This window comes from Plantactinospora sp. BB1, from assembly GCF_003030385.1.
Lineage (GTDB): Bacteria > Actinomycetota > Actinomycetes > Mycobacteriales > Micromonosporaceae > Plantactinospora.
The window spans coordinates 3,662,084-3,685,229 of sequence record NZ_CP028159.1 but is presented as its reverse complement, the minus strand read 5'-3'; the positions used below and the strand labels follow the sequence as shown (position 1 = coordinate 3,685,229).

Genomic DNA, 23,146 nt, shown 5'->3' with positions numbered 1-23,146 from the left:
GCGCGGCGAGCGGCGGATCTCGCCAGGTCCGACCCGGTGGCCGGACTCCGGAGCGGGTCTTGTCCCCCGTGCGAGCTACCCGCAAGTGTCCACCGCACGGGGACGATTGTGGCGGCGCAACTCCATAGGTTTCTTCGTGTCCGCGGCGCTCCGGTCGCGGTCTGCGAAGGAGTCATCATGCGTTTCGTCAAACAGCTTCTCGCCGTCGCCGCCGTCGCCCTCGTCGGCGGGCAGAGCGTCGCCGCCGTCGAGGGCAATTCTTTCCTCACCTTGGTTATCGGCGCTGTGACGGCGGTGCTGTGCGTGGTCGTCTACCGGTGGGTCGTGCGGCGCACCGAGCGCCGCGAGCCGACCGAGCTCGGCCAGGACGGCTGGGGCGGGAAGCTGGGCCGCGGGACACTCATCGGCTTCGCCATGTTCGCGGCCGTCATCGCCAACATCGCGTTCCTCGGCGGTTACCACGTCGAGGGCTGGGGTTCGCCGACGCGAGCGCTAGGTCTGCTCGGGTTCATGGCGGCCACCGCCGTCACCGAGGAGCTGCTGTTCCGGGGAGTGCTGTTCCGGATCATCGAGGAGCGTACCGGCACCTGGATCGCCCTCGCCCTGACCGGCGTGGTGTTCGGCGCGATCCACCTGGTGAACCCGGACGCCACCCTGTGGGGGGCGACCGCCATCGCCATCGAGGCCGGGTTCATGCTGGCCGCCTGCTACGCCGCCACCCGGAACCTGTGGGTCCCGATCGGCCTGCACTTCGGCTGGAATTTCGCCGCCGGCGGCATCTTCAGCGTCGCGGTTTCCGGCAACGGCGAGTCGAAGGGGCTGCTCGAAGCCTCGACGTCGGGGCCGGTCGCGCTGAGCGGTGGCGCCTTCGGGCCGGAGGGCAGCCTGTACGCGGTGCTGGCCGGCGTGGTGCTGACCGTGGTATTCCTGTGGCTGGCCAAGCGCCGCGGGCACATCGTCCCGCGCCGCCACCGCACGGCGCCGGCCCCGGCAACCGCTACAGTCACCCGGTGATCAAGCTCCGGAGGCTCCCGGATCTGTGGCGGCAGTGGCCGATCACGGTCCGGGATCTCCCGTTCGCCCTGGCTCTCGCCCTCGCGACGGTGGTCCCGGCTCTGGAGCGGCAGGGTACGCAGCTCGGCGAACTCCCGGACCGCCCGTACGACGCGCTGACCGTCGGTGTCGTCGCCCTGGAGTGCCTGCCGCTGGCCGTACGCCGTCGGTGGCCGGCCGCCTGCCTCGCGCTGGTGTCGCTCGGCTTCGCGATCGACCAGCTCCGCGGCTACCACACCATCGCGGGTACGGGACTGGCCATCGCGCTCATCAGCGCCGGCGCTTACCTGGAACGGCGCCGCTGGGTCGTCGCGGCTCTCGCCTCGGCAGCGTACGTGCCCCTGGCGATCTCCCTCGACCGGCTCGGCTCGGGTGAGGGCGTCACCGGGTTCACCACCTTCTACCTGCTGCTGGCACTCGCGTGGGGCATCGGGGCGTGGCTGCGCCAGAACCGGGCCGCCGAGGCGGAACGCCGCCGCCATGTCGAGGAGGCCACCCGTACGGCGGAACGCACCCGCATCGCCCGGGAGCTGCACGACGTCGTCACCCACCACGTGACGGCGATGGTCGTGCAGGCAGAGGCGGCGCGCTACCTGACCGGCGCCCCGGACAAACTGGAGCAGACCTTGACCGCGATCACCGGCACCGGCCGCCGGGCCGTCGGCGACCTGCGGCAGCTGCTCGACCTGCTCAACCCGGATCACCACACCGACGAACCGCGTACGCCCCCCGTCGGTGACCTGGACGCCCTCGTCGACCAGACCCGGCAGGCCGGGCAGCCGGTCGAGTTTGTCCGGGAGGGCAGGCCGGCGGCGGTGACCGGCAGCGCCGAGGTGGCGACCTACCGGGTGGTGCAGGAGGCGCTGACGAACGCGCTGAAGTACGCGCACGGCAGCCGGACCAGGGTTCACGTCCGCCACGGGGAAGGGGAGACGACCGTGGAGATCAGCACCGACGGCTCCGGATCCGGCGGCGCGTCCCCGGGCGGCAGCGGGCGCGGCGGCGCCTTCCCGGGCGGCAGCGGGCGCGGCCTCGCCGGGCTCCGCGAGCGGGTCACCGTCATCGGTGGCGACTTCAGCGCGGGCGCGCAGGCCGGCGGAGGTTTCCTCGTGCGGGCCCGGATCCCGGCCGGAAACCCGTCGTGACCGCGCCGATCCGGGTACTGGTCTGCGACGACCAGGAGCTGATCCGCGCCGGCTTCGCGACGATCATCGACGCCCAGCCCGACATGGAGATCGTCGGCGAGTGCGGCGACGGGCGCGCGGCGGTCGGCCTGGCCGCTCGGCTCCGGCCCGACGTGGTGGTGATGGACGTCCGGATGCCGGTGCTCGACGGCATCGAGGCGACCCGCCTGCTGGCCGGCGCCGGGGTCCCCGAGCCGGTGAAGGTGCTCGTGGTGACGACGTTCAACCTCGACGAGTACGTCTACGAGGCGCTGCGCGCGGGCGCCAGCGGCTTCCTGCTCAAGGACGCCCCACCGGCGCAGCTCCTCAACGGCATCCGCACGGTCGCGACGGGCTCGGCGCTGCTGGCCCCGGAGGTGACCCGGCAGCTGGTGGGCCGCTACGCGGCGCGCATCCGCCCGGCCGAGGGCGCCCCGGACGGCGGCGCGCTGACCCCGCGCGAGCTGGAGGTGCTCCGCCTCATCGCGGAGGGCCTGTCCAACAGCGAGATCGCCGCGGCGCTGGTGATCAGCCAGGAGACGGTCAAGACGTACGTGTCCCGCATCCTCACCAAGCTTGACCTGCGCGACCGGGTGCAGGCCGTGGTGTACGCGTACCGCCGGGGCCTGGTGACCTGAGGCGGCCCGCTACTCCTCGCGGTGTCCGTGCACACGAGCACCACGACGCCGGGCGTGGCGGGGCCGGTTGCGGTCGGCGCTGGCGATACCGCCGTCGCGGCAGTCCCCGGGCCGGGCGCTACCGGAGACTCTGTCGCCGTGGTAGGTGCCTTCGAAGGCGGCGGTGGCCTCCAGGCGATCGTTGCCGCCGAGGATAATTTCCTGCGGGTCTTCAGTACAGGGATGTTGGTGGACGGTGTGGATCAGCGGGCCGATCCGTCTGCGATCATGCTTCGCCATGGACTACTACGGACGGTTGCGCCACGAGGCAATGGAGCGGGGCATCCCGGTGGCCCAGGTCAGCAAGCTCGCCGATCACCTTCGATTTGCGATCTGGGTGGGTGCCGGCAGTGACTGGGACGGAGATGTCGTCGGGCAGAGCGGTGGGCTGCCCCGGCTACCGGCGGGCGCGGAGTGGCCGTCCAACGGCGAGAATCCGTTGCCGTTCGTCGCTTCCCTCGACTGCGCGGCGCTTCCGAAGATCGAGAAGCTCCCCTTGCCGGTGGACGGCTCGCTGCTCTTCTTCCTGGATCATGAGGGCGCTTTCGACGCCATGTGTAGCGGCCACGACGAAGAGTACGCGCGGGTCCTGTACGTCCCCGCAGGCACCGAGACGGTCCCGCCGCCGTCGTCTGGCCGCGATATCCCGGACCCCGACCCGGAGCGCCGGCTTTGTGCCAAGGTCGAGCCGCAGTTTCCGAACTGGCTCGAGCCTGATGACGAGGAGGTCGACCCCCTGGAAGGCGCGTCTGAGATCGCAAGGCAGCTCGCCAGTGAGCTGACCCACGCCGACGAACTCATCGCACTGACCTACGAGCTCTGGCCGGCGGAGACTCGCGGAGGGGAACTCTGCGTCGGCGGCTACACCTGGACCATCGGAGGCTCCGAGTCCCCCGAGATGCAGATGGCGCGTGAACGACTCGGTGTCCGACTGAAGACCGGACCCGACCTTCCGCGCTCCGACAGGTGGCACTGGCTCGAGGAAGAGGAATTCAGGCTCACGCAGGAATGGGTGCCGCTCGTCCAGTTCGCCACGGAATCGGACCTCCACTACGGACGCTTTTTTATCAGCTTTGCCGACCTGGCCGCTGGCCGCTTCGACAAGATGCGCTCGTTCCCCGGATTCACGGAATAGGCCCGGGGCCGGCACCGACATCCGAAGAGTAGATCGTGGGCCATCGTCGACTTGCCAGTCTGACATCTAGGTGTCGACCGTGACGGTCACGCCGACATTTTCGTCTCGGTGCGTGGTCGTCGTTCTGCATGGACGGCGTCCGGCCCGGGTTCACCGATGTCGTTGTCTGCGGACGGCCCTGCGGCTGTCCGGTGCACCGCCGAACCTTGGATCAACGGCGTGAAAGCCTCCCGCAGACTCGGTGCGGTTCGCGACGAAGGTGGAGACGGCTCGCACCATGCTCGCCCGAGCCTTCGATGCTGGGGTGCCGGTGGGCTGGGTGACGATGGACGAGGCGTATGGCCAGTCGAAGTCGCTGCGGGTGTGGCTGAAAGAGCGGGACATACCGCATGTGGTCGCGACCCGCCGCAACGACGACCTGGCCACCACCAGCATGGGACGCGCCCGCGCCGACGAACTGATCACCGCCCTGCCCGGTCAGGCGTGGTGCCGGCTGTCCGCCGGCGCGGTTGCGCACGGACCACGCGAGTACTGGTGGGCGCGGATACCGATCCGGGTGCCCGTCTGGTGGAGACCCGGCCGTGGGCACTGGCTCCTCGCCCGACGCAGCATCACCACCGGACAGATCGCCTACTACGTCTGCTACGGTCCCCGCCGCACCCGCCTGGTCGACCTCGCCCGGGTCGCCGGCGTCCGGTGGGCGGTCGAGGAATGCTTCCAGCAGGCGAAGAACGAAGCCGGTCTGGACGAGTACCAGGTTCGGGACCGGCGGGCCTGGTACGCCCACATCACCCTCGCGATGGCCGCCTACGCCTGGCTGGTCGTGGCCCGATCCTTGCCGTAAAAGGGGAACCGCCGCCAGCAACGGCATGATGATCGGCTACACCGTACCCGAGATCCGACGACTGCTCACCGCACTGACCGTGCGACGACCCTGCCCAGCAGGGCAGGTGCGGGCCTGGTCCCGATGGCGCCGACGACGCCATTACCAGGCACGACTCTGCCACTACCGACGACACGGCTACCCCTGACACTGCCGTTGCAGTACTGACCGTCTGTCGCCCGGACGGGGGTCAACTGCTTCCTCTCCTTGGCTGGCTCGTCCGGCCAGGTCGCCTCGATCCGCTGCTGAATGGCCGTCCGGGCGTTCATGAACCTGTCTATCGGAGCGGGCACCAGCCTGTTCGCCTACCAGGCGCGGTCTGGCCGGTGGGGCCGGAATCGGGCGGCGCGCCGCGTTGATCCTCTGCTAACGTTGCCTCCGTGGGCACGCTGATTCTTTAGTACGGGACACCGCGTCGAGGGTTCTCCGCGGTGGGTCCTATGCGCGTTGTGCAGGCATGTCGCCGGCCGCGCGAGGTTCCCGTACGTTCACGCGCTCGCAGGAGCGCGGATTCTGCGGTGCATATGTGCGCCGTGGGGAGGAACTCCCGTGACCCATACCCCGCAGTCCCTGTCCCAGATGTCCGCGTCGCGCCCGCATCGGGTGTGCGTCATTCGTGGCGGAGCCGTGAGGTTCGCCGAACGCACCGTGCTGGCCGGGGTCGACCTCGTCGTCGGCCCCACCGAGCGGATCGCGGTGGTCGGCGACAACGGTGCCGGCAAGTCCACGCTTCTGCGAGTGCTCGCGGGAACGGTACGGCTGACAGCCGGCGACCGTGAAGTCGAACTGCCCGGTGGCATAGCGATCGCCGAACAACAACCGCAATTCACCCCCGGCGCCACCGTTGCGGCCGCGCTTGACGACCTGCTCGCCGACATTCGCGGGCTGCAGGACGAGATCCAGCGGACCGCGGAACGGCTGGGGCACGTCGGCCCCGACGAGCAGGCTGTGCTGCTCGCGAGTTTGAGCGCGGCGATTGACCGGTTCGAAGCCCGTGACGGGTATCAGCTTGATCAGAAGGTGGACGTGGGGCTCGAAAGGCTGGGATTGGGCGGTCTCGATCGATCCCGGCTGGTGAGCACGCTGTCCGGCGGCGAGAAGGCGAGGCTGGCGCTCGCGGCGGCGCTGGCGTCCGAGGCGGACTTGCTGCTGCTCGACGAGCCGACCAACGATCTCGATGGCGCCGGTATCGCATGGCTGGAGGAGCGCCTGGCCGCGCACCGTGGGGCGCTGATTGTGGTCACCCATGATCGTGCGCTGCTGGACCGTTTCGCGACCGACATCGTGCACGTCGAGGGTGGCGCGTTGCGCCGATACGGCGACGGTTACGCCGGGTATCTCACCGCACGTGAGAGTGAACGGCGGCGGCTGCTGACCGAGTACGAGGCGTGGCGGCACGACCTTGCACGCCAGGAGGCTCTCGTCGCCGCCAACGCCTTCCGGCTCGACGCGATCCCGCGGAAGCTGGATAGATCGCTGTTCGGCCACGCCGCCTTCCGGGCACGCGGCCGAGATCACGGTGCGATGGGACGCATCCGGATCGCGAAGGAGCGAGTAGCTCGGCTGCGCGCGGCCCCCGCCCCGCGGCCCGCTGATCCGCTGCGGTTCACGCCGGCCTTCACCGAGCCCGCGTCCCCCGATGCGGGTTCCCTGATCCGCGCGGACGGTGTCCGCCTCGGAACAAACGGGTCGGCGCCGAGGCTTTTGCTGGAGTCGCTCGAGGTGTCGGTCGGTGACCGGCTGCTGATCTCGGGACCCAACGGGTCGGGCAAGACCACGCTGCTGCGCGTTTTGGCGGGCGAACTCGCACCCCAACGCGGGACCGTCCGGCACCGACGCGGTATTCGTGTTGCATGGTTGCGGCAGGACATCACGACCGGTTCGCCCGCGACACTGCTCGAGGTCTTCGCCGCTGCTACCGCCGCCTACCAGGAGGACGCTGCGGACACGCTGCTGCGCCTCGGACTGTTCCACCCTGACGACCTGGGCCGGCCGGTGGCGCACCTGTCGGTCGGGCAGCGTCGGCGCCTCGAAGTCGCTCTCGCCGTCACACGCCCCAGCGATCTTCTGCTGCTGGACGAGCCCACGAACCACCTGGCTCCCGAACTGCTTGAGCAACTCGAGCAAGCGCTGCTCACCTACCCCGGCGCCGTCCTCACCGTCACCCACGATCGGCGGTGGCGCGAGCGAGCGGAAACCGCGGCCTCAACGGCGCAGATCCACGTGGCCCCCGGCGGCTTCGTCAGCCTTTCCGGATCGAAAAGCCTACAGCAGGCAATCCTCACCGACGGTCATCGGGATTTGGTCAATGTGGCGCGGCATCCAAAGACTGATCTGAACCCTCAAACGGTCCTCCAAGAGCGTGTTTGAGAAGTGATCTCGGTTGTCGTTGGCGTGGTCGGCAGCGAGGTCTATGTCGATCGGTGGGCTTGGCAGATCGTTGCGAGGTGCTGGTTTCGGACCGTGATGAGCTCGGTCATGTATCGGTTGAGTAGCAGGGCTTCGGTGAGCCGGCCGAGTAGACCGTACGGTGCGGCGAAGTCGATGACGTCGCGCATGAGCGTCGCGTCGTCGGTCTGTGGTTCGAAGTAGTGGGCATGCCACCACACGGCGAACGGTCCGGAGATCTGTTCATCGACGAAGTGCCTTGGCCGGGTATGGGCGGTGATCCGTGAAATCATTCTCCAAGACCGGCCCAGGTGTCGTGCCTGCCAGGTCACCTCGTCGCCGAGCTTCAGCTGTCCGGTGGTCACGCCGCCGATGGCCCGTTCACCGCTGACTGCCATGGAGGCGGTGTGGACATCGACGGCAAGCGAGGTGTCGAACACGAGCTCGGCTGGACCGCGCCCCATTCACGCCCGTCGCCCGAAACCACCTCAACCCTGCCAATCAGAAGCCCTCTTCTAGAACACCGCTTCGCACCGTGTGCTCAGGGTGAGGCGCCTTGCCTGTCCTCACCCTGAGCCCGGCGAAGTATCACTCCCTCCACTGCTGCGCCGGGGATACACCGGGCAGCGGCTTGCCGATGAGGGCCAGCGGGATGAAGAAGCTGACCTGGCCGATGGCCATGATCAGCGTGGCGAGGGCTTTGTCGTCGTAGTACCGGCTCGCTTCGGCGTACAGGTCGTCACTGACGCGCTCACCGGTCGGGTTGGCGGTGAGGACGGCTTCGACCAGCATCAGCGCGATGCGTTCGGCGTCGGTGAAGGAGGAAGCGTCGCGCCAGAACGCTACAGCGGCGATGCGGTCCTCGGGTTCGCCGGCCTTGCGGAGGTTGCCGGTGTGCAGGCTGGTCAGGTAGTCGTTGCCGACGATCTGTCCGGCGCGCAGCTGGAGCAGGCTGATGGTGGTCTGCGGCACGGAACCGTTGCCGGTGGCCTTGAACAGGGCGCCGCCGATCTCGCCCAGCTCGGGGACGAGTCGCATGGGGTTCGGCAGACGGGACTGGAGTTCGCGCATGGTGGCGTACCTTTCTGAATCTTGGTGGTCTCTCATCGCTCTGACGGATCCGGCGTGGCGAAGGTGACCGCCTGCAGGCGGCCCGGCTCGCGCGTCGGCAGCAGGACGGTGCCGAGGATGGCGGCCAGGTAGAACGCGCCCGCGCCGAGCATGCCGGCGGTGTAGCCGCCGGTGAGCGCCTCGGGCACGGGCGTGCCGGGTGGCTGGTTCGTGGTGGCGGTGACGGCGATGCTCGCCAGGACGGCCAGTCCTACGGCGCCGCCGATCTGCTGGCTGGTGTTGACCAGCCCGGAGGCGATGCCTGAGTCCTGGGGTGCGACGCCGTGCACGCCGCCGATGGTGGCGGCGACGAAGCCGATCCCCAGGCCGATGCCGCCGAGCAGTTGTGCGGGCAGCAGCACGAGCACAGCGTTCTGGTCCGGGGTAAGCAGGCTGAACCAGCCCATCGCCGCGGCGGCCACCGCCATGCCGATCGCGAGGACGTTGCGGGTGCTGGTGCGGGCCTGCAGTGCCGGGCCGATGAGTCCGGAGCCGATGCCGACACCGATCGCGAACGGCAGGTACGCCAGGCCGGTGATCATCGGCGAGTACTGCTTGATCGTTTGCATGTACAGGGTGAGGAAGTAGAAGGTGGCCAGTTGCCCGGCGCCCATCAGCAGCATCACCAGGTTGACGCCGAGCCGGTCGCGGTCACTGAGTACCCGGCGCGGCAGCATCGGGCTGCGGGCGCCGTGCTGGATCAGCACGAACGCGATGAGCAGCGCGACGGCGGTCGCGGCGAAGGCCACGGTGAGGCGGTCGCCGAGGCCGTGGGATCCGGCGCGGTTGATGGCGTAGACCAGCGACCCGAGGCCGACGGTGACGGTGGCCGCTCCGGGCAGGTCGATCCCGCCGCGTTCGCGGGTGCCGGGTACCACGGCGGCGGTGCCGGCTAGGACCAGCAGGGCGATCGGGATGTTGATGAACATGATCCATCGCCAGCCCAGGTATTCGGTGAGGGCGCCGCCGAGCAGCAGGCCGACCACCGAGCCGAGGCCGCCCATCGCCCCGTACACGCCCAGTGCCTTGTTGCGTTGCGGACCGGCGGGGAACGTGTCGGCCAGCAGTGACAACGCTGCCGGGGCGACGATCGCGGCGCCGACGCCCTGCAGGACCCGGGCGGCGATCAGGACGCCGCCGTTGCCGGCCAGGCCGCCTATTAGTGAGGCGGCCATGAAGACCAGCAGGCCGATGCGGAGCATTCTGCGGCGGCCGAACAGGTCGCCGGTGCGGCCGCCGGCCAGCAGCAGGCCGCCGAAGGCCAGGGCGTAGGCGGTGAGAACCCAGTCCAGGTCGGCCTCGGCGATCTTGAGTCCGTTGCCGATCACCGGCAGGCCGACGGTCACGATGGTGCCGTCCATCACCATCAGCAGTTGCGCGGCGGCGATCACCAGCAGTGCCGGGCCGCTTCGTTCAGGATGTCCGGTGTACGAGGTCATGTGTGCGTTCCTCAGTCGCTCGTGGCGGCCTGGTGGACGGCGGCGGCGAGCCGGTCGTGTTCGGGATAGGTCCAGCCGAACCCGAACTGGCGCCGGGTGTAGCCGAACGCGATGCCGCTGTGTGGGTCGGCGAACGACTCGGAGCCGGCCGAGCCGTCGTGTCCGAACGCGTTCGCGCTGAGGAACGGGTAGCGCAGGCCCTTGCTTGGAATCCGAGCGCGTAGTTGCCCTGCTTGCCCCGGACCAGGTCGCCGCCGGTGGAATGCAGCATGGCGAACTTCCCGATGGTGTCGGGCGTGAGCAGCGAGGGCCGGCCGTTGCAGCCCCAGACGGCCGCGGCGTACAGGCCCGCCAGACCGCGTGCGCTGCCCACTCCACCGGCGGAGGACGGGCCGTTCCCGCGTACCGCACGGGTGTTGGCGAAGGCCACCTGGTCCAGCGGCGGCGTGCTGTTGAGCCCGTAGCCGATGCCGGTGATGCTGTGCGGGCCGGGCACGTTCGCCCAGAACGCCGCTTCCTGCTCCGGTGTGGCCGACCACCTCTGAATCGGCAGGAAGCGCTCCTCCTGCGCCTCCGGCAACCCCAGATAAAGATCCAATGCGTACGGGACACGGACGCGCTCCTCGTACATCTGCTGCAGCGACTGACCGGTTGCCCGCCGAACCACCTCGGCGATCACGGCGAACGTGACGAAACCGCCGTAGCCGTACGCCGAACCCGGCTTCCAGTACGGCCGCTGCCCGGCCAGCCGGCGGGCGGTCATCGCGTCGTCGGCCAGTTCCGCGGCGGTCAGCCCGCCGTCGACGCCGATCACACCTGAACGGTGGGTGAGTACGTCGCGTACCGTGATCGCGTCCTTGCCGGCGGCGGCGAACTCCGGCCAGTACCCGGCCACCGGCCGGTCGACCTCGACGATCCCCTCCTGCGCCAGCAACGCCACCACCACCGTCGCGGCGCCCTTCGTGGACGAGTAGACCCCCGTCAGCGTGTCACCGCTGACCTGCGGCCCCGCCCACAGGTCGACGGCCAGGCGGCCGCCCGCATAGGCGGCGAGCTGCGACCCCACCTGGCCGCCCTGCTCGGCGACCACCGCCGCGTACTCCTCGCGGACCTGGGCGAATCCTTCCGCGACATGGCCGTACACTTCCGGATGACTCATGATCAGCAACCTCTCGTTCGAATGATCGCCGTCATGACGGATCCCGATCGGCGATGGTGACCGGTCACCTTTTCGCGGACTGCCGCGTCAGCGGTACGACGCAGTCGAGGAGAGGCAAACTTCACCGTGAACGCCGACAACTTTCTGGCCGTGCAGTTCCAGGGCCATCGTCCCCATCTGAAGGCGGTCGCCTACCGCATGCTCGGCTCGCTGACCGACGCCGAAGACGCGGTGCAGGAGGCCTGGCTGCGCCTGGCTCGCGCCGACGCCGACGACATCGACAACCTCGCCGGCTGGCTGACCACCGTGGTGGGCCGGGTGTGTCTGGACATGCTTCGCGCACGCAAAGCACGCCGTGAAGAGCCGATAGAGGATCGGCTACCGGATCCGGTGGTCAGCCGGGAAACCGGCACCGACCCGGAGCAGCAGGCGCTGCTGGCCGACTCGGTAGGACTGGCCCTGCTCGTGGTGCTGGAGTCGCTGACGCCGGCCGAACGGCTGGCGTTCGTGCTGCACGACATGTTCGGCCTGCCGTTCGAGCAGATCGCCCCGATCGTGGACCGCACACCCGTGGCCGCCAAGAAACTCGCCAGCCGTGCACGCCAACGGGTCCGCGGCGCGACCCCGAGCCCGGATCCTGATCTGACCGGTCAGCGTCGCGTGGTGGACGCCTTCCTGACCGCCGCCCGCGGCGGCGACTTCGACGCGCTGCTGGCCATCCTCGACCCGGACGTGGTGCTGCGCGCCGACGGCGGCGTACTCAACGGCGGCATGAAGATCATCCGTGGTGCCGCAGCCGTGGCCGGCCAACTGGCTACCTTCCAGCGCATGGCCACCACCTCGCACACGCGTCCGGCCCTCATCAACGGGATCGCCGGCCTGGTCAACACCGTCGACGACCGACTCATCTCGGTGATGAGCTTCACCGTCGCCGACGGCAGTCTCGCCGCGATCGACATTCTGTCCGACCCCGACCGGCTCGCCCGACTCGATCTCACCAATCTGCAGTCGTGACTCGCGCCATCCGTCTCTTATCGGCAGCAAGATCCTAATTCGCTCGTCGACGGCACCTGGCCCGCAGGACGGTAAACGGACGGGGCACAGTCACTCGCGAAGATCGGGTGCTCGCTCATCGGAAGCAACGGGTACGCGATCACGGCGGTGCGTATGCCATCCCGACTACAGCACGTCGCGCTGAGCATGGGATTTCGATCATGAGGGTGGGGCCAAGGGGGCTGTTGCGTTCTCGAGTCGGTAGACATGTCGAACTGCGGATCCCGGTCGGGATTCAGACCGTTTGGGCGAGTTCAGTGAACGTTGCGGCGACGCAGAGCGTCGGTGGCGCTTCGTCTCCGAGTTCGTGGTGTCCGCGTCGCAGGTCTTGCATGAAGGCGTGTCCGGCGATGATCAGCAACCTGCGACGCAACAGAGCCCGCTCGGGTCCAGAGGACCGCTGCGGAACCACCTAAATAATCATGTGCTCCTACTTTGCTCCCAACGTAAGGAGCGGCAACAAAATGGCTCATTACCGATGATTTGGTAACGGACCATTTGACCTGCTTATATACGTGGTGGGCGATACTGGGTTGAACCAGTGACCTCTTCCGTGTCAAAAGGAACGATCCACAACCCTCTGACCAGCAGGAATACGACTGCCCCTGGTAAGCGCGGGGCTGATCAGAGCAGCTCAGACAGGTTGACCGCCGTTCGGGGCCATTGGGAGCGCCCACCTGCTCCCAACTTGCTCCCCACCACCCGCGTCCAGCGCCGACAGCAGTCCCGGCGAGTGCGTTGTCATGCCGATGAGCGGATACGCGCGCGGCGTCTGGCACCATGCCCCCGTGAGGCGATATCCAAGCGGTCCACCGACCTCAACACTGGCGGGCGCCGACGTGATGCTGGTAGGCCTGTTCACGGCGAAGGACAAGAAGTTCGACGCAAAGCTCGATTTCCTGGCGGCTTCAGTGGAGGCACATGGTGGGCGGGTGGTGGGCCGGCACGTCCAGCGGCGCGGTGTCTCGCACGGCGGTGCGGCAAAGATGACTTCCCCGTTCTCACGGCGGACACTGCTTGGCCCCGGCAAAGCCCGCGAAATCGCGCAGGCGTCCCGGGCTGCGGGGGTCGACGTTGCGGTGTTCGTAAACCCGCTCACGGAGCACCAACGAACTGTCCTCGGCGACATGTTCGGATGCCTGGTAATCAGCGGCGAGGACCTCTTCCCCACCGGTCGATGAGCGGCCACAGATGGCACCGATGGACTACGGCGCGGTCAGCCATCCGCTTCTGCCACAGATAGCGCGCGGGCCGTCGGTTACGGGCCTGACGGTCGGCGCAGCCAGGCCGGGATGGCGTCGCCTCGACTCACCTGTTCGAGTCCGTCAAGCATCTCGACCAGCCGTTGACCCGTGATGCCGTCTTCGCCCCCGACGAACATCCCGTCTTCGAGACGTTCGAGCAGGAATGCTGAAACGTCCACGTGCGGTCCGTAAAACAGGTGCACCTCAGCTTCGACCAACGGCCCGGACAGACGGAGGATCCAGGTGGCGTCCATACCCAGTTCATCAAGCGGATCTTCGAGTCCGAAGGACTCCGAACTCACGGTCGCCCACCTGGTCGCATGGGGTGAACTCTCCGAACTCATGAAGAATGCCGCGGAGATCGGTCAACTCCGGCTGGTGCGCGCCGCGTCGAGCTGACCGATCGTGCCGACCGGACGGCGACCCACGGCACCCAGACCAGTTCCAGCAGGATGCGCGGCCACACCGGCCCGACCGGGGTGCCTGGCAGCATCACCAGTCCCCGGTCGACGGCGCCGAGCAAAGCGAACACGCCGAGCGCCAGGGTGAGCCAGCCCAGCCCGCGCCGGCCGGTGCGGCGCAGGGACCAGCCCACCCCCAGCCAGCCGACGCCCAGTAGCGCCAGGCCAAGGGAGGTCAGCCAGGTGCCCTCGTACGCGGTGCCGAAGACGCCCACCACCAGACCGGCGAGCGCTACCGCACTGGACGCAGTCCAGAGTGGATCGCGTCGACCCAGCCGGGCCCACAGGACCAGAATTAGCACGCCCAGCAGCACCGCCTCGCCGGTGGCCGCCCGCACCTCGATCCGGTCCAGCCCACGCGCCCCGAACCAGTCGCAGCCCGCCGGGATCCGGCGCTCCGACAGCGAGTAGTCGGCACAAACGTACAGCTTGAGGGTCTTGCCGGGCTCGGCGACCGCGCGGTTGACGCCGAGCCCGGCGGGCATCTCGTCGGCGCCGCAAGCCGGCAGCACCCGCGGCTCGGCGCCGGCCGCCGGGCGTTGCCAGCAGGACCCCCGGCCCTGGCCGTCCCACCAGAAGTCCATCCCGTTCGGTGCCCGCGTGCCATCGCGGCGGACGCCGAGCCGGTTACCGAGGTACCGGTTGTGGTGCGAGGTGTCGAACTGGGCCGCGAATCCGGTGTCGCCCCGGACGAAGCCGGGCACCCACGAGGTGACGAAGCCGGCGTACGCGTGGCCGAACACCCAGTTGTCCCGCCAGATGTTGTAGTTGCCACCCGGGTTGATCACTCCGGTGCCGGGTGGCAGACCGACCGCCGGGCACACCACGCCGTCCTCGTAACCCCGCTCGGCGTACGGCTTGGCGCAGGTGCCGTCCCGGACGTACCGGTAGTAGTCCTCGTTGTTGTCGCCGATGACGTTGCGCTCGAACTTCGCGTGGTTTTGCGGCATGCCGGGGTGGTCGGGAAACGCCGAGTCGGTGGCCACCCCGGCGGCGTTGTTCGTGAACTCGTTGTCGTGCGCCCACACCGAGTCCCCGGCGGTCCCCGAATAGCCGAGCAGGTTGTGGTGCGACTTGCAGCCCGTGATTTCGATTGCGTACCGGTCGACCTGATGACCACGATCCGCGTTGATGTTCGAGGCCGCGCCCGGGTAGACACCGGAGTCGCCGTTGCCGTACGCCTCGCAGCCGGTGTAAAGGCCGTGGTCATCGGCAAAGGTGAGGAACCCGTACTCGTCGTTCCACCGGCCGATCGCCCGGTCGATGACGAAACCGTCCGTCTCCAGGATGTAGACGGCGTTGAAGGTGGTCCGCTGGGCCGTCAGGTTGCGCAGGTAGAAGCCGTTGGCGCGGTCAGCCCGGATGGCGTTGAGCTTCTGGTACTGCCCGTCCACCACCACGTCCAGCGGACCGGCGCCGGTCCCCTCGATCTGCAGGTCCCGCTTGCCGATGACCGCCACCAGGTTCTGCACGTGCGGGCAGGCCACCTGTTGTTCGTAGGACATAACCTGGTAGAGCCGGTTGCCGGACCAGGGAGCGTCCAGCGCAGAGCAGGCGCCGGTGGGCGGGGCGAGGCTCGGCTCCTCCCGGTAGACCCCCGGCAGCATCAGGATCCGGGTGCCGGGCAGCCGGGCCGCGTCCACCGCGTCCTGAAGGTGCCGGTAGCCGGAGCGCTGGCATTCGTCGTACAGCGCCTGGTTGCTGGTGCGCAGCTCGGCCGGGAAGCCGGCGATCCGGGCGGTGAAGTCCGCCGCGTCGGTCTTGCAGACCAGCAGCCGCGGGCCGTCGGTGCGGTACGCCGGCACGCTTCCGGTGCCGTCCGGAAAGACCGGCTGCCGTTCGTCGTGCGCGGCGGCCGGGGCCGCCGACGCCAGACCAAGGAGCAGGAACATGCCAGCCACAGCGAGCCTGACCAATGCCTTCATGGCCGGAGATTAGAGGAACTTTCGCGTTTCGACCATCCCCCGCCCGGGGTGGTATCACCGCCCCCCAGCCACCTCGAGCACCCGCATTACCGCACTCAGGTCATCCACCGTCCTGCGAGGCCAAGGTCGGTAGGTTCTGGTGTCGGCGCAGGCCGCGTTTCGGTGTCGACAGCCTCGTTTCAGGGACCGGCAAGGCGCCCTCCGTCCGGCCGCGCCGGCACCTCACCAATCGGTTCCGCGGCCCGAGCGTGCGGCGGCGGTTGCCGCCTCGCGATCGTCCGGCGGCATGGTACCGGCTCGATCTGTCGATTCCCGCGACTAAACTCGTCCAGATCGCACACACTGTCCGTCGGTCTAGCCATAAAAGGCCCACAGAATCCTGCATCTGCCGGTTGCGGTCAAGACGCTCAACGACGCGTCCTCCGGCATTCTGGCGTAGCGATCCAAAGGGGCGTAACCAGTCACCGCAACCCTCGTCAAAGAGGACGATTAAACGAAAAGCATGCCGCTCTATTCAGCCGTTCAAGTGGCGGTACGCATGACTGTAGCTACCGAACATTCCACTCCCGAGCATTCGCCGTTCGCATCAACTCAACGACGTTCTTCGATCTCATGTGCGGCTGAAGTAGCCTAACGTATGTGGCTTGCGATTCCAGCGCATGTCGCAGGCTATTAAGCGTGGGGGCACTGTGAGCAACGAGGTTACGTGCGCCGAGTCCAGCGGCCTGCACTAGGTTCTCTAGCTCAGCGACGAGCCTCTTGGGATCGAGATCTATTTCTATACGCGTCATCACGATCTTGTCATCGGAATCGACCATGATTCGATATCGAACGCCTCGGCCAACAAACGCAACCACCGGCAGCACGAGTCCCTGAAGTTCCGGACCGGCCAAACCGAACTCGCTGGCCAGGAACCCGAATGCGCTCGCGGTCTCAGCGGCGAACGACTTCTCTACCGCAGCAAACGCCTGCTTACTCAAGCCAACTCCGCTTCGTCATGCCAACCGCAGTTGCTTGACTGTACGACCTTACCCTAGGGGCGAACCCGCACAAAACGCCAATAGTCGTCGACCCTGTACCGTTTCAAAATCCTGTTCACAGCTGTGGCCTGGTCTTTTGAAGATCTGGTCAGGCTGCCCGATGGTACTCGTTGACCACGCCACCAAGCCGTCGTCGGCACCGTACGGGGCCATCCATCGGGATGACGACAGTCGGGTCATGGTTGGGCGGCAACTGTTGCAGGCCCTGATGTGGGCGGTGGTCGTTGAAGTGCTGCACGTACTCGTTGACCACCGCCGCAGCGTGCCGTTCGTTGTAGACCAGGACGTAGTCAGTGCACTCCTGGCGCAAGCTTCGGCCCCAGCGCTCGATGAACGCGTTCGCCCGTGGCGTGCACGGAGGAATCTTGACCACCGCGGATGCCCTCCGCGGTGAACAACGTGTCGAACCCGGCAACGTACTTGGTGTCCCGGTCGCGCGCCTGCTGAGTGGTCCACTCCCCCGTCGGGTGCTCGGTCACGCCGAGCAGGTGCACCCGCCGGGTCGTGATCTCCATCAGGACCAGCACGTACACCCGCCGCAGGGCGATCGTGTCGATGTGGAAAAGTCGATCGCCAGCAGGCCCCTGGCCTGGATCCGCAGAAAGATTTGCCAGCTGGTGTCAGTTTCCCGGGGTTGTGGGTGCCGACAATCTCATCCGTCCTGGTCACAGCCATCTTCATGATCGAGGTGGAAGCCGCCGGTGGAGACGCGGAACCTCTCGGCTGGATCGCGATGTTCCGTCTGCGTCGAGCACTGCGCGACGATGAGGTGTGCTGTTTCGACTGGCGTACCTCGGCGTCACCAATGCGCTCGCCCTACTACGGCTGCTGCCGATGAGTGACCGCGACAAGGACACAGAGATCCTCGCACTGCGGCACCAGATCATGGTCCTGCAACGACAACTGCACAGTGACCGGGTCCGGTTCACCCCAGCCGACCGGCGTGGCTGGCAGCCCTACTACACCCGCTACCGCGCGGCGTACTGAACCACCTGCGGCTACTGGTAAGCCCGGACACGGTCCTGCGCTGGCACCGGGATCTGACCGCTCGCCGGCACGCCCGGCGTACCCGCCCCCACCAGGCCGGACGGCCACGAACCGTCCAGTCGGTCCGACGGCTGGTCCTGCGCCTGGCCCGGGAGAACAGCACCTGGGGATACCGCAGGATCCACGGCGAACTGCTCGTACTGGGCGTCAAGGTCGCCGCGTCCACCGTCTGGGAGATCCTCCACCAAGCGGGTGTCGAACCGGCACCCGAACGCACCACCAGCACGTGGGCCACGTTCCTGCGCACCCAGGCACAGGCCGTCATCGCCGCCGACTTCTTCGAGACGACCACGCTGACCGGGGCCCGCCTCTACGTCCTCGCGGTCATCGACCATGCCACCCGCCGGGTCCGGATCCTCGGTGCGACTGCGCACCCGACCGCGGCGTGGGTAGCCCAGATCGCCCGCAACCTGGTCATGGACCTCGAAGACGCGGGCTGCCCGGTGAAGTACCTGATCCGCGACGGGGACGGCAAGTATCCGGCCGCGTTCGACACGATTCTCGCCGACGCCGCCATCACCGTGGTACACGCCGGCGTCCGGATACCCCGGATGAACGCGATCATGGAACGCTGGGTACGGACCAGCCGCCGCGAACTCCTCGACCGGACACTGATCCTCAACCAGCGGCACCTACTACATGCGCTGCGCGAGTACGAGATCTTCTACAACGAGCACCGCCCACATCAGGGCATCGCCAACGTCCGACCACTCACACGGCTACCCGAACCGATCACCGATCCGCACAGACTCGACCGCCTGAACATCCGTCGTCGTGACCGCCTCGGCGGCATCCTGCACGAGTACGAACATGCGGCCTGACCTGCCCGGATGACATTTCCGGCAGGTACACCGTCGAGTAAGCCTGGCAGTACATGATGTAGCTGTTCATTGGCTGGGAGTATGACTTTCATGTCGTCGCCGACGCCCTGCCAGGGCAGATCATTCAGGTTCAACTTCAGCCGGCCAAGCGTACGGGCAGGATATCAATGAGCCGCTGCTGGGCCAGCGCCCTGCCTGGACCGGAGCGAGGGGTGAAGCCGATGATGTCGACCGCGAAACATATCCGCAGGTCGAGCCGGTCGGCGATCTCCGGCTGTGGCGCCGGCTCCGCCGGCACAAGAACCGACCGCCCAGGCGCGGTCTCCGGCGACCTACGCTCGGCCTGCACGCGGTGGCGGTCCAGGTGATCCTCTCGGGTGTGGTGTTCAGGGAGCGGGCCATGGGGTGGAGCAGGGCCAGGACGGTGTACATCTGGCCGACGACCAGGACACTCAGCGAGGTCAGCAGCGCGATTGCCGCAGTGCCGCTGGCCCGGTCAGAAGGTGCGAGCGGTGCGTCGGTCTTGGCCGCGTACCGGGGGCGAGGGTGGGACGGGACATGCGGACTCCGGGGGCACGGGCCGGCCGATCGCACGAGGGAGGTGCGATCGGCCGGGGAAAGACTTGGGGTGGCGTGGTCAGCGGCGGGTGAAGCGGTATCCGGCGTGGTGCAGGCTGCCGTCCTGGAATTCGCCGAAGGCCCAGAACCCCAGGTCGTCGAGGTAGTCGATGCGGTTGCCGTTGATCCAGTAGCGGCCCTGGTAGGCGCTGGGGCGGTCCCCGCGTGCCTCGTCGTAACGTCCGTCGGGCAGCAGTTCCTGCCGCACGAAGTCGTTGTCGTCGACCCACATCCCCAGGAACGGGTGCGCCGGGTCGTGGACGGGCCCGCCCTCGGGGGCTGGCTCGGTGGTGCGGGCCGTGTCGAGAGGGCGGCCGTCGTAGAGGCGGATCTTTCCGCCGGTGACCAGGACATCGAGGTGGGTGCCGCGGGCCGGCACCGCGCCGGCGGGTGTACGGGGCGTCGGCCAAGCGCAGGACGGCGATGTCGGCGGCCTGGCCGGGGGTGAGGGTCGCACCGGCGCGCGGGGCGGTGAAGTCGGCGGACGCGGGCAGGACCAGGGTGCCCACGCAGCCGATGACGATCATGTTGTCGTCCCCGGCTGCGGTCAGCAGGCCGGGGCCGATACCCACGATCACGGTGCCGCCGATGAGGACGTCGGCTTCCTGCCAGTCGCCCAGCAGCGGATCGCCGGTGATCACGGTGCCGCCGGTCAGCAGCAGCGGGCGCCCTTGCGGGTCACGTAGGGCGTGCAGGACCTCGTCGTCGCGGCGCGGCGCTGGCCAGGGTGTCTTGGTCATGTCGGTATCTGCTTTCGTTTCGTCGGTGGTGCTGGGGTGAGGCCCTAACGGCGGTAAGCCCGGGGCTTCGGCTGGTCGCGGCCAGCGAGACGGTGCGTCAGGTACTCGACGTCTTCCGCATGCAGCACCGCATAGCGGCTCAACACGGTCGGTTACGTCGCCGGGTCGGTGACGGCTTCCTCGGAGGTTGTCCAGAGCCGCGCCGCGTTGACCGGGTTGAAGAGGCGGGGGTTTGGCGCGATGGGTTTGCCGGAGCCGTAGAGGGCGCCATTGGTCAGTTCGGCGGCCGATGCTGTGGCGAGTCGTACCAAGCGCCGGGCGGACTTTTCTGGGCTGATCAGCAACGGTGCGTAGCGGAAGACGTACCGCAGCGCCGTGTCGCGGCCGATGTCGGTCCGGACCAGCCCGGGGTGCAGGCTGAGGCTCAGGATGTCGGGCCAGCGCCGTGCGGCTTCCATCGCGAAGAGCACGTTGGCCGCCTTGGAGTTCTGGTACGCCGCGACGCCCTTGTAGCGCTGCCCTTCGTCGTTCAGATCGTCCGGGTCAAGCCGCACACCGGGGCCGGGGCGCACTGAGGTGTTCACGATCCGGCCACCGCGCAACCTTCCCCGCAGCAGGTTGCTGAGCAGGAAGGGGGCCAGGTGGTTGACCTGAATGGTGGCCTCGTGGCCGTCCACAGTGGTCCGGTGGGACATCGCGACCATGCCGGCGTTGTTGGCCAGGACATCAATCTGCGGGTACGTGGACAGCAGGTGATCCGCGAGCGCCCGTACGTCGGCCAGTCGTTCGAAGTCGGCCTGGAAGTGGCCCGGTTCGATCCCGCGCCCGGCCGTCCGCACCCGATCGACGGCGGCGGCCAGGCGCCGCTCGTCGCGGCCGACCAGGACGACCTGGTCGCCCCGGGCGGCGAGTTGTTCCGCAGCGGCGAGCCCGATGCCCGAACTCGCACCGGTGATGACAATCGTGTGTTGTCCGGTCATGCCGGATGTCCCTCCAGATTCCAAGTGATGAACAGAACCAGCGCGGATGCCACAGGGTCCATCCGGGATCGCAACGTCTACGGCACGAGCACGATGCGGGGTCGTCGGCGTCGGGGCGGGCACGGAGCCGCTGCCCGGCGAGCCGCAGCCGGGCCGATCGCAGCGCGGCCGAGGGGATGGATGTGGTCGGGCCACGCGGGCGGACTTCCGATGAGGAAGGCCGCCCGCGCCGGTCATGTCAGGCTTGCTTGACGTCGGTGCAGAAGACGTCCTTGTCCGGTAGATGGCCGGTGTTCAGGAAGTCGACGGTGGCCCCGTCGGCGCAGGCCGAGCCTTCGTTGTAGACGTAGTGCCCGCCGTTGTCGACACCGACGAAGGCGGCATGGTCGCCGAGGACCTTGTGCAGCCCTTGTCCTGAGTCCCACGATGTGGCGTGGTCCCGGCGGTTCTGCAGGATCAGGATGTCACCGGGGCCCTTGTCGGTCACGGTGACTGGCTTCTCGATCGGGGCCTTCCAGAAGGCGCATGGCCAGATGTTGGCCGGCATGCCCGCCGTGAGTGGCCAGGCCTTGCGGTCGGCGGCGCTGCGGGTGGCGTAGTCGACAACGTCGTGGGACCACTCCGCGTCACCGCAGGCGAGTGCTAGGAACATGGTTGCCTGGTTGTCCGCGGGGACGCCCGGGGTGGGCGGCGTCTCGGCGAACACCTGCTTGAGCACTTCGCCGTCGGCCGCGGTGAGGTGACCGTCCGCGAGGTCCGCGGCGGCCTTCCAGACCTGTGCGAGGGTCGGCAGGGTCTTGTTGTTGAGGAGCAGCGCGTAGGTGGTGGTGCGCAGGATCGCTCCGTCCATGGACTGCTGGGTGCCCGGAACCGGCGCCGGCTTACGGTCGAGCCGATCCGCGAGCGCGAGATAGGTGCGGGTGACCTCGTCGACGGTGCCGCCGAGCCCGAGGGCGCCGTTCTGCGCCGCGGCGACGGCGGCTGCGTCGGGGAACCGTTCGGCCATGCTCTTGCCCCAGCCCTCGATCTCGCCGGACCAGACCTTGGTGGGGTCGATGTTGCCTTCGAGGATCATGCGGTCGGTCTGCTCCGGGTACAGTGAGCTGTAGACGGCACCCAGGTAGGTGCCGTAGGACTGGCCCCAGTAGGAGATCTTCTTCTCGCCGAGCGCCTCGCGGATGCGGTCCAGGTCACGAGCGGTGTTGGCGGTGTTGAAGTACCGCAGGTTCTCCCCGGCCGTGGCGGCGCACTTCTGGGCTTCGGAGCGGGCCAGTTCGACGTTCGCGTCGATCGAGCCGTTCGCCTCGGGATAGGGGAAGTACCCTGGCACGCTGGCGACCTCGAGGCCGCAGCTCTGCGGGGTGCTGTGCGCGACGCCGCGCGGATCGAAGCCGATCAGGTCGTAGCCGTCGCGGACGGACTTCGGCAGCGTCGGTGCCATCGTGCCGGGCATGTCGAGACCTGACAGGGCGGGACCGCCCGGGTTCAGCAGCAGAACGCCGTGCCGCTTCTCGGGGTCGGCGGCGGCCAGCCGGGAGATCGTCACCTCGATCGACGTGCCGTCCAGCCTGTCATAGCTCAGCGGGACCTTGACCGTTGCGCAAGTCAGCTTGGGATTCCGGGCTACTCCCTTCGCCGCCTCCGGGCAGGGGCCCCACCTGATCGCGGCGGCCTTCGCTTGGTCCGCGGGCGCCGGGCGGTCTTCCTCGTGCGCGGCGTCGCTACAGGCGGTCGCGCCGGCCACAGCCAGTGTGGCGGCCGTCAGAGCCGTGGCGAACCGGCGGCCCCGTGGCCGGTCGGATACCTCGACACCACGTGTCTTGTTCATCGCCTTCGTCCTTCGATTCGGCTCGGCGGACCGCGTTCACCCGGCGGCCCGTGTTGCTGGCGACGAAGCTATCGAGAACGGGAAGCGGCTCACATCACCCCGGCGTGGACAGCCTTATGTAGCTCGCACGGGGGATAGAGATTCGTCGAACACGGAAGTGCCTACCCGATAGACGGCTAAACCGCCACACCGTCCGCCCACTCTGGATTGGTCGGCCGCGTGCTCGCGGTAGCGCTATCTCACGCCTGCATCCGCGCCCGCGGCGAGCGCGCCCCGAGTTGGCCGACGGCCCCCGGTGCGGCTTGCGGGCGGCTTCCTTCGCCAAGCCGGTCACGCCATTCATGGAGGCTGGATCCCCGCATCCCCCGCGCGAGCTACGCCG

General features: G+C 68.2%; 21 protein-coding genes and 2 pseudogenes. 10 read left to right on the top strand and 13 right to left on the bottom strand.

Annotated elements, in window-relative coordinates:
- The first annotated feature begins 177 nt into the window (after window positions 1–177).
- The 3 genes from C6W10_RS16125 to C6W10_RS16115 are packed head-to-tail and all read left to right on the top strand — an operon-like array spanning window position 178 to window position 2,854.
- Window positions 178–1,014 (top strand): CPBP family intramembrane glutamic endopeptidase, encoded by an 837-nt coding sequence (locus C6W10_RS16125; RefSeq protein WP_107258778.1) that lies wholly within the window; start codon window positions 178–180, stop codon window positions 1,012–1,014.
- Window positions 1,011–2,198 carry a sensor histidine kinase gene (locus tag C6W10_RS16120; protein WP_107258777.1) on the top strand — a complete coding sequence of 396 codons (1,188 nt, stop codon included), beginning with the start codon at window positions 1,011–1,013 and terminating at the stop codon, window positions 2,196–2,198. Before C6W10_RS16125 ends, C6W10_RS16120 begins: the two co-directional genes overlap by 4 nt.
- Window positions 2,195–2,854 (top strand): response regulator transcription factor, encoded by a 660-nt coding sequence (locus C6W10_RS16115; protein WP_107258776.1) that lies wholly within the window; start codon window positions 2,195–2,197, stop codon window positions 2,852–2,854. Before C6W10_RS16120 ends, C6W10_RS16115 begins: the two co-directional genes overlap by 4 nt.
- Window positions 2,855–2,863: 9 nt before the next feature.
- Here the strand turns inward: C6W10_RS16115 and C6W10_RS16110 are convergent, their stop codons facing one another.
- Window positions 2,864–3,133: a hypothetical protein gene (locus C6W10_RS16110; RefSeq protein ID WP_107258775.1), complete on the bottom strand. Its 270-nt coding sequence runs from the start codon at window positions 3,131–3,133 to the stop codon at window positions 2,864–2,866.
- On the opposite strand from C6W10_RS16110, the gene C6W10_RS16105 reads away from it, so the two are divergent.
- From C6W10_RS16105 to abc-f, 3 genes and pseudogenes are all read left to right on the top strand, one after another.
- Window positions 3,132–4,028, top strand: coding sequence for a DUF1963 domain-containing protein (locus C6W10_RS16105; protein ID WP_159104604.1), 897 nt, complete (start codon window positions 3,132–3,134; stop codon window positions 4,026–4,028). The two genes, C6W10_RS16110 and C6W10_RS16105, sit on opposite strands and share 2 nt — an antisense overlap.
- Window positions 4,029–4,263: 235 nt before the next feature.
- Window positions 4,264–4,901, top strand: a pseudogene (locus C6W10_RS16100) (transposase); the annotation flags it as partial.
- A gap of 589 nt (window positions 4,902–5,490) precedes the next feature.
- Window positions 5,491–7,122: pseudogene (gene abc-f / locus C6W10_RS16095) on the top strand (ribosomal protection-like ABC-F family protein); the annotation flags it as partial.
- 200 nt (window positions 7,123–7,322) lie between these two features.
- Here the strand turns inward: abc-f and C6W10_RS16090 are convergent.
- The 4 genes from C6W10_RS16090 to C6W10_RS16075 all read right to left on the bottom strand — a co-directional run bounded on the left by C6W10_RS16090 (window position 7,323) and on the right by C6W10_RS16075 (window position 10,938).
- Window positions 7,323–7,739, bottom strand: coding sequence for an SRPBCC family protein (locus C6W10_RS16090; RefSeq protein ID WP_234361783.1), 417 nt, complete (start codon window positions 7,737–7,739; stop codon window positions 7,323–7,325).
- A 148-nt stretch (window positions 7,740–7,887) separates the two neighbouring features.
- Window positions 7,888–8,370: a carboxymuconolactone decarboxylase family protein gene (locus C6W10_RS16085; RefSeq protein ID WP_107258773.1), complete on the bottom strand. Its 483-nt coding sequence runs from the start codon at window positions 8,368–8,370 to the stop codon at window positions 7,888–7,890.
- Between the two features lie 32 nt (window positions 8,371–8,402).
- The gene (locus tag C6W10_RS16080) at window positions 8,403–9,848 is read right to left on the bottom strand and encodes an MFS transporter (RefSeq protein ID WP_107258772.1); all 1,446 of its coding nucleotides are present in this window, start codon (window positions 9,846–9,848) and stop codon (window positions 8,403–8,405) included.
- Window positions 9,823–10,938 (bottom strand): serine hydrolase domain-containing protein, encoded by a 1,116-nt coding sequence (locus C6W10_RS16075; RefSeq protein WP_199853947.1) that lies wholly within the window; start codon window positions 10,936–10,938, stop codon window positions 9,823–9,825. Before C6W10_RS16075 ends, C6W10_RS16080 begins: the two co-directional genes overlap by 26 nt.
- Before the next feature lie 195 nt (window positions 10,939–11,133).
- On the opposite strand from C6W10_RS16075, the gene sigJ reads away from it, so the two are divergent.
- Both sigJ and C6W10_RS16065 read left to right on the top strand, forming a co-directional pair.
- On the top strand, window positions 11,134–12,021 hold the full coding sequence (sigJ, locus tag C6W10_RS16070; RefSeq protein WP_107258771.1) for an RNA polymerase sigma factor SigJ: 888 nt from the start codon (window positions 11,134–11,136) through the stop codon (window positions 12,019–12,021).
- A gap of 827 nt (window positions 12,022–12,848) precedes the next feature.
- Window positions 12,849–13,241: a hypothetical protein gene (locus C6W10_RS16065; protein ID WP_199853946.1), complete on the top strand. Its 393-nt coding sequence runs from the start codon at window positions 12,849–12,851 to the stop codon at window positions 13,239–13,241.
- 77 nt (window positions 13,242–13,318) lie between these two features.
- On the opposite strand, the gene C6W10_RS16060 is transcribed toward C6W10_RS16065, so the two are convergent.
- The 5 genes from C6W10_RS16060 to C6W10_RS38005 form a co-directional block, all read right to left on the bottom strand.
- Window positions 13,319–13,606: a hypothetical protein gene (locus C6W10_RS16060; RefSeq protein ID WP_159104603.1), complete on the bottom strand. Its 288-nt coding sequence runs from the start codon at window positions 13,604–13,606 to the stop codon at window positions 13,319–13,321.
- 38 nt (window positions 13,607–13,644) lie between these two features.
- Complete coding sequence (locus C6W10_RS16050) at window positions 13,645–15,690, bottom strand: right-handed parallel beta-helix repeat-containing protein (protein ID WP_199853945.1); 2,046 nt, start codon at window positions 15,688–15,690, stop codon at window positions 13,645–13,647.
- A gap of 548 nt (window positions 15,691–16,238) precedes the next feature.
- Window positions 16,239–16,670: a hypothetical protein gene (locus tag C6W10_RS37325; protein WP_159104602.1), complete on the bottom strand. Its 432-nt coding sequence runs from the start codon at window positions 16,668–16,670 to the stop codon at window positions 16,239–16,241.
- A gap of 148 nt (window positions 16,671–16,818) precedes the next feature.
- Complete coding sequence (locus C6W10_RS16045) at window positions 16,819–17,103, bottom strand: transposase (protein ID WP_234361781.1); 285 nt, start codon at window positions 17,101–17,103, stop codon at window positions 16,819–16,821.
- Window positions 17,021–17,263: a hypothetical protein gene (locus C6W10_RS38005; RefSeq protein WP_199854121.1), complete on the bottom strand. Its 243-nt coding sequence runs from the start codon at window positions 17,261–17,263 to the stop codon at window positions 17,021–17,023. Before C6W10_RS38005 ends, C6W10_RS16045 begins: the two co-directional genes overlap by 83 nt.
- Before the next feature lie 238 nt (window positions 17,264–17,501).
- On the opposite strand from C6W10_RS38005, the gene C6W10_RS38580 reads away from it, so the two are divergent.
- Both C6W10_RS38580 and C6W10_RS38575 read left to right on the top strand, forming a co-directional pair.
- Window positions 17,502–17,717, top strand: a complete 216-nt coding sequence (locus C6W10_RS38580) for a hypothetical protein (protein ID WP_234361779.1) — start codon at window positions 17,502–17,504, stop codon at window positions 17,715–17,717.
- Window positions 17,718–18,193: 476 nt separating this feature from the next.
- Window positions 18,194–18,598 carry an integrase core domain-containing protein gene (locus C6W10_RS38575; RefSeq protein ID WP_234361777.1) on the top strand — a complete coding sequence of 135 codons (405 nt, stop codon included), beginning with the start codon at window positions 18,194–18,196 and terminating at the stop codon, window positions 18,596–18,598.
- 637 nt (window positions 18,599–19,235) lie between these two features.
- Here the strand turns inward: C6W10_RS38575 and C6W10_RS38570 are convergent.
- The 3 genes from C6W10_RS38570 to C6W10_RS16015 form a co-directional block, all read right to left on the bottom strand.
- On the bottom strand, window positions 19,236–19,595 hold the full coding sequence (locus tag C6W10_RS38570; RefSeq protein WP_234361776.1) for an Atu4866 domain-containing protein: 360 nt from the start codon (window positions 19,593–19,595) through the stop codon (window positions 19,236–19,238).
- Window positions 19,596–20,108: 513 nt separating this feature from the next.
- Window positions 20,109–20,936 carry an SDR family NAD(P)-dependent oxidoreductase gene (locus C6W10_RS16020; protein WP_199853944.1) on the bottom strand — a complete coding sequence of 276 codons (828 nt, stop codon included), beginning with the start codon at window positions 20,934–20,936 and terminating at the stop codon, window positions 20,109–20,111.
- 238 nt (window positions 20,937–21,174) lie between these two features.
- Window positions 21,175–22,764, bottom strand: coding sequence for an alpha/beta fold hydrolase (locus C6W10_RS16015; protein WP_107258767.1), 1,590 nt, complete (start codon window positions 22,762–22,764; stop codon window positions 21,175–21,177).
- Window positions 22,765–23,146: the final 382 nt, after the last annotated feature.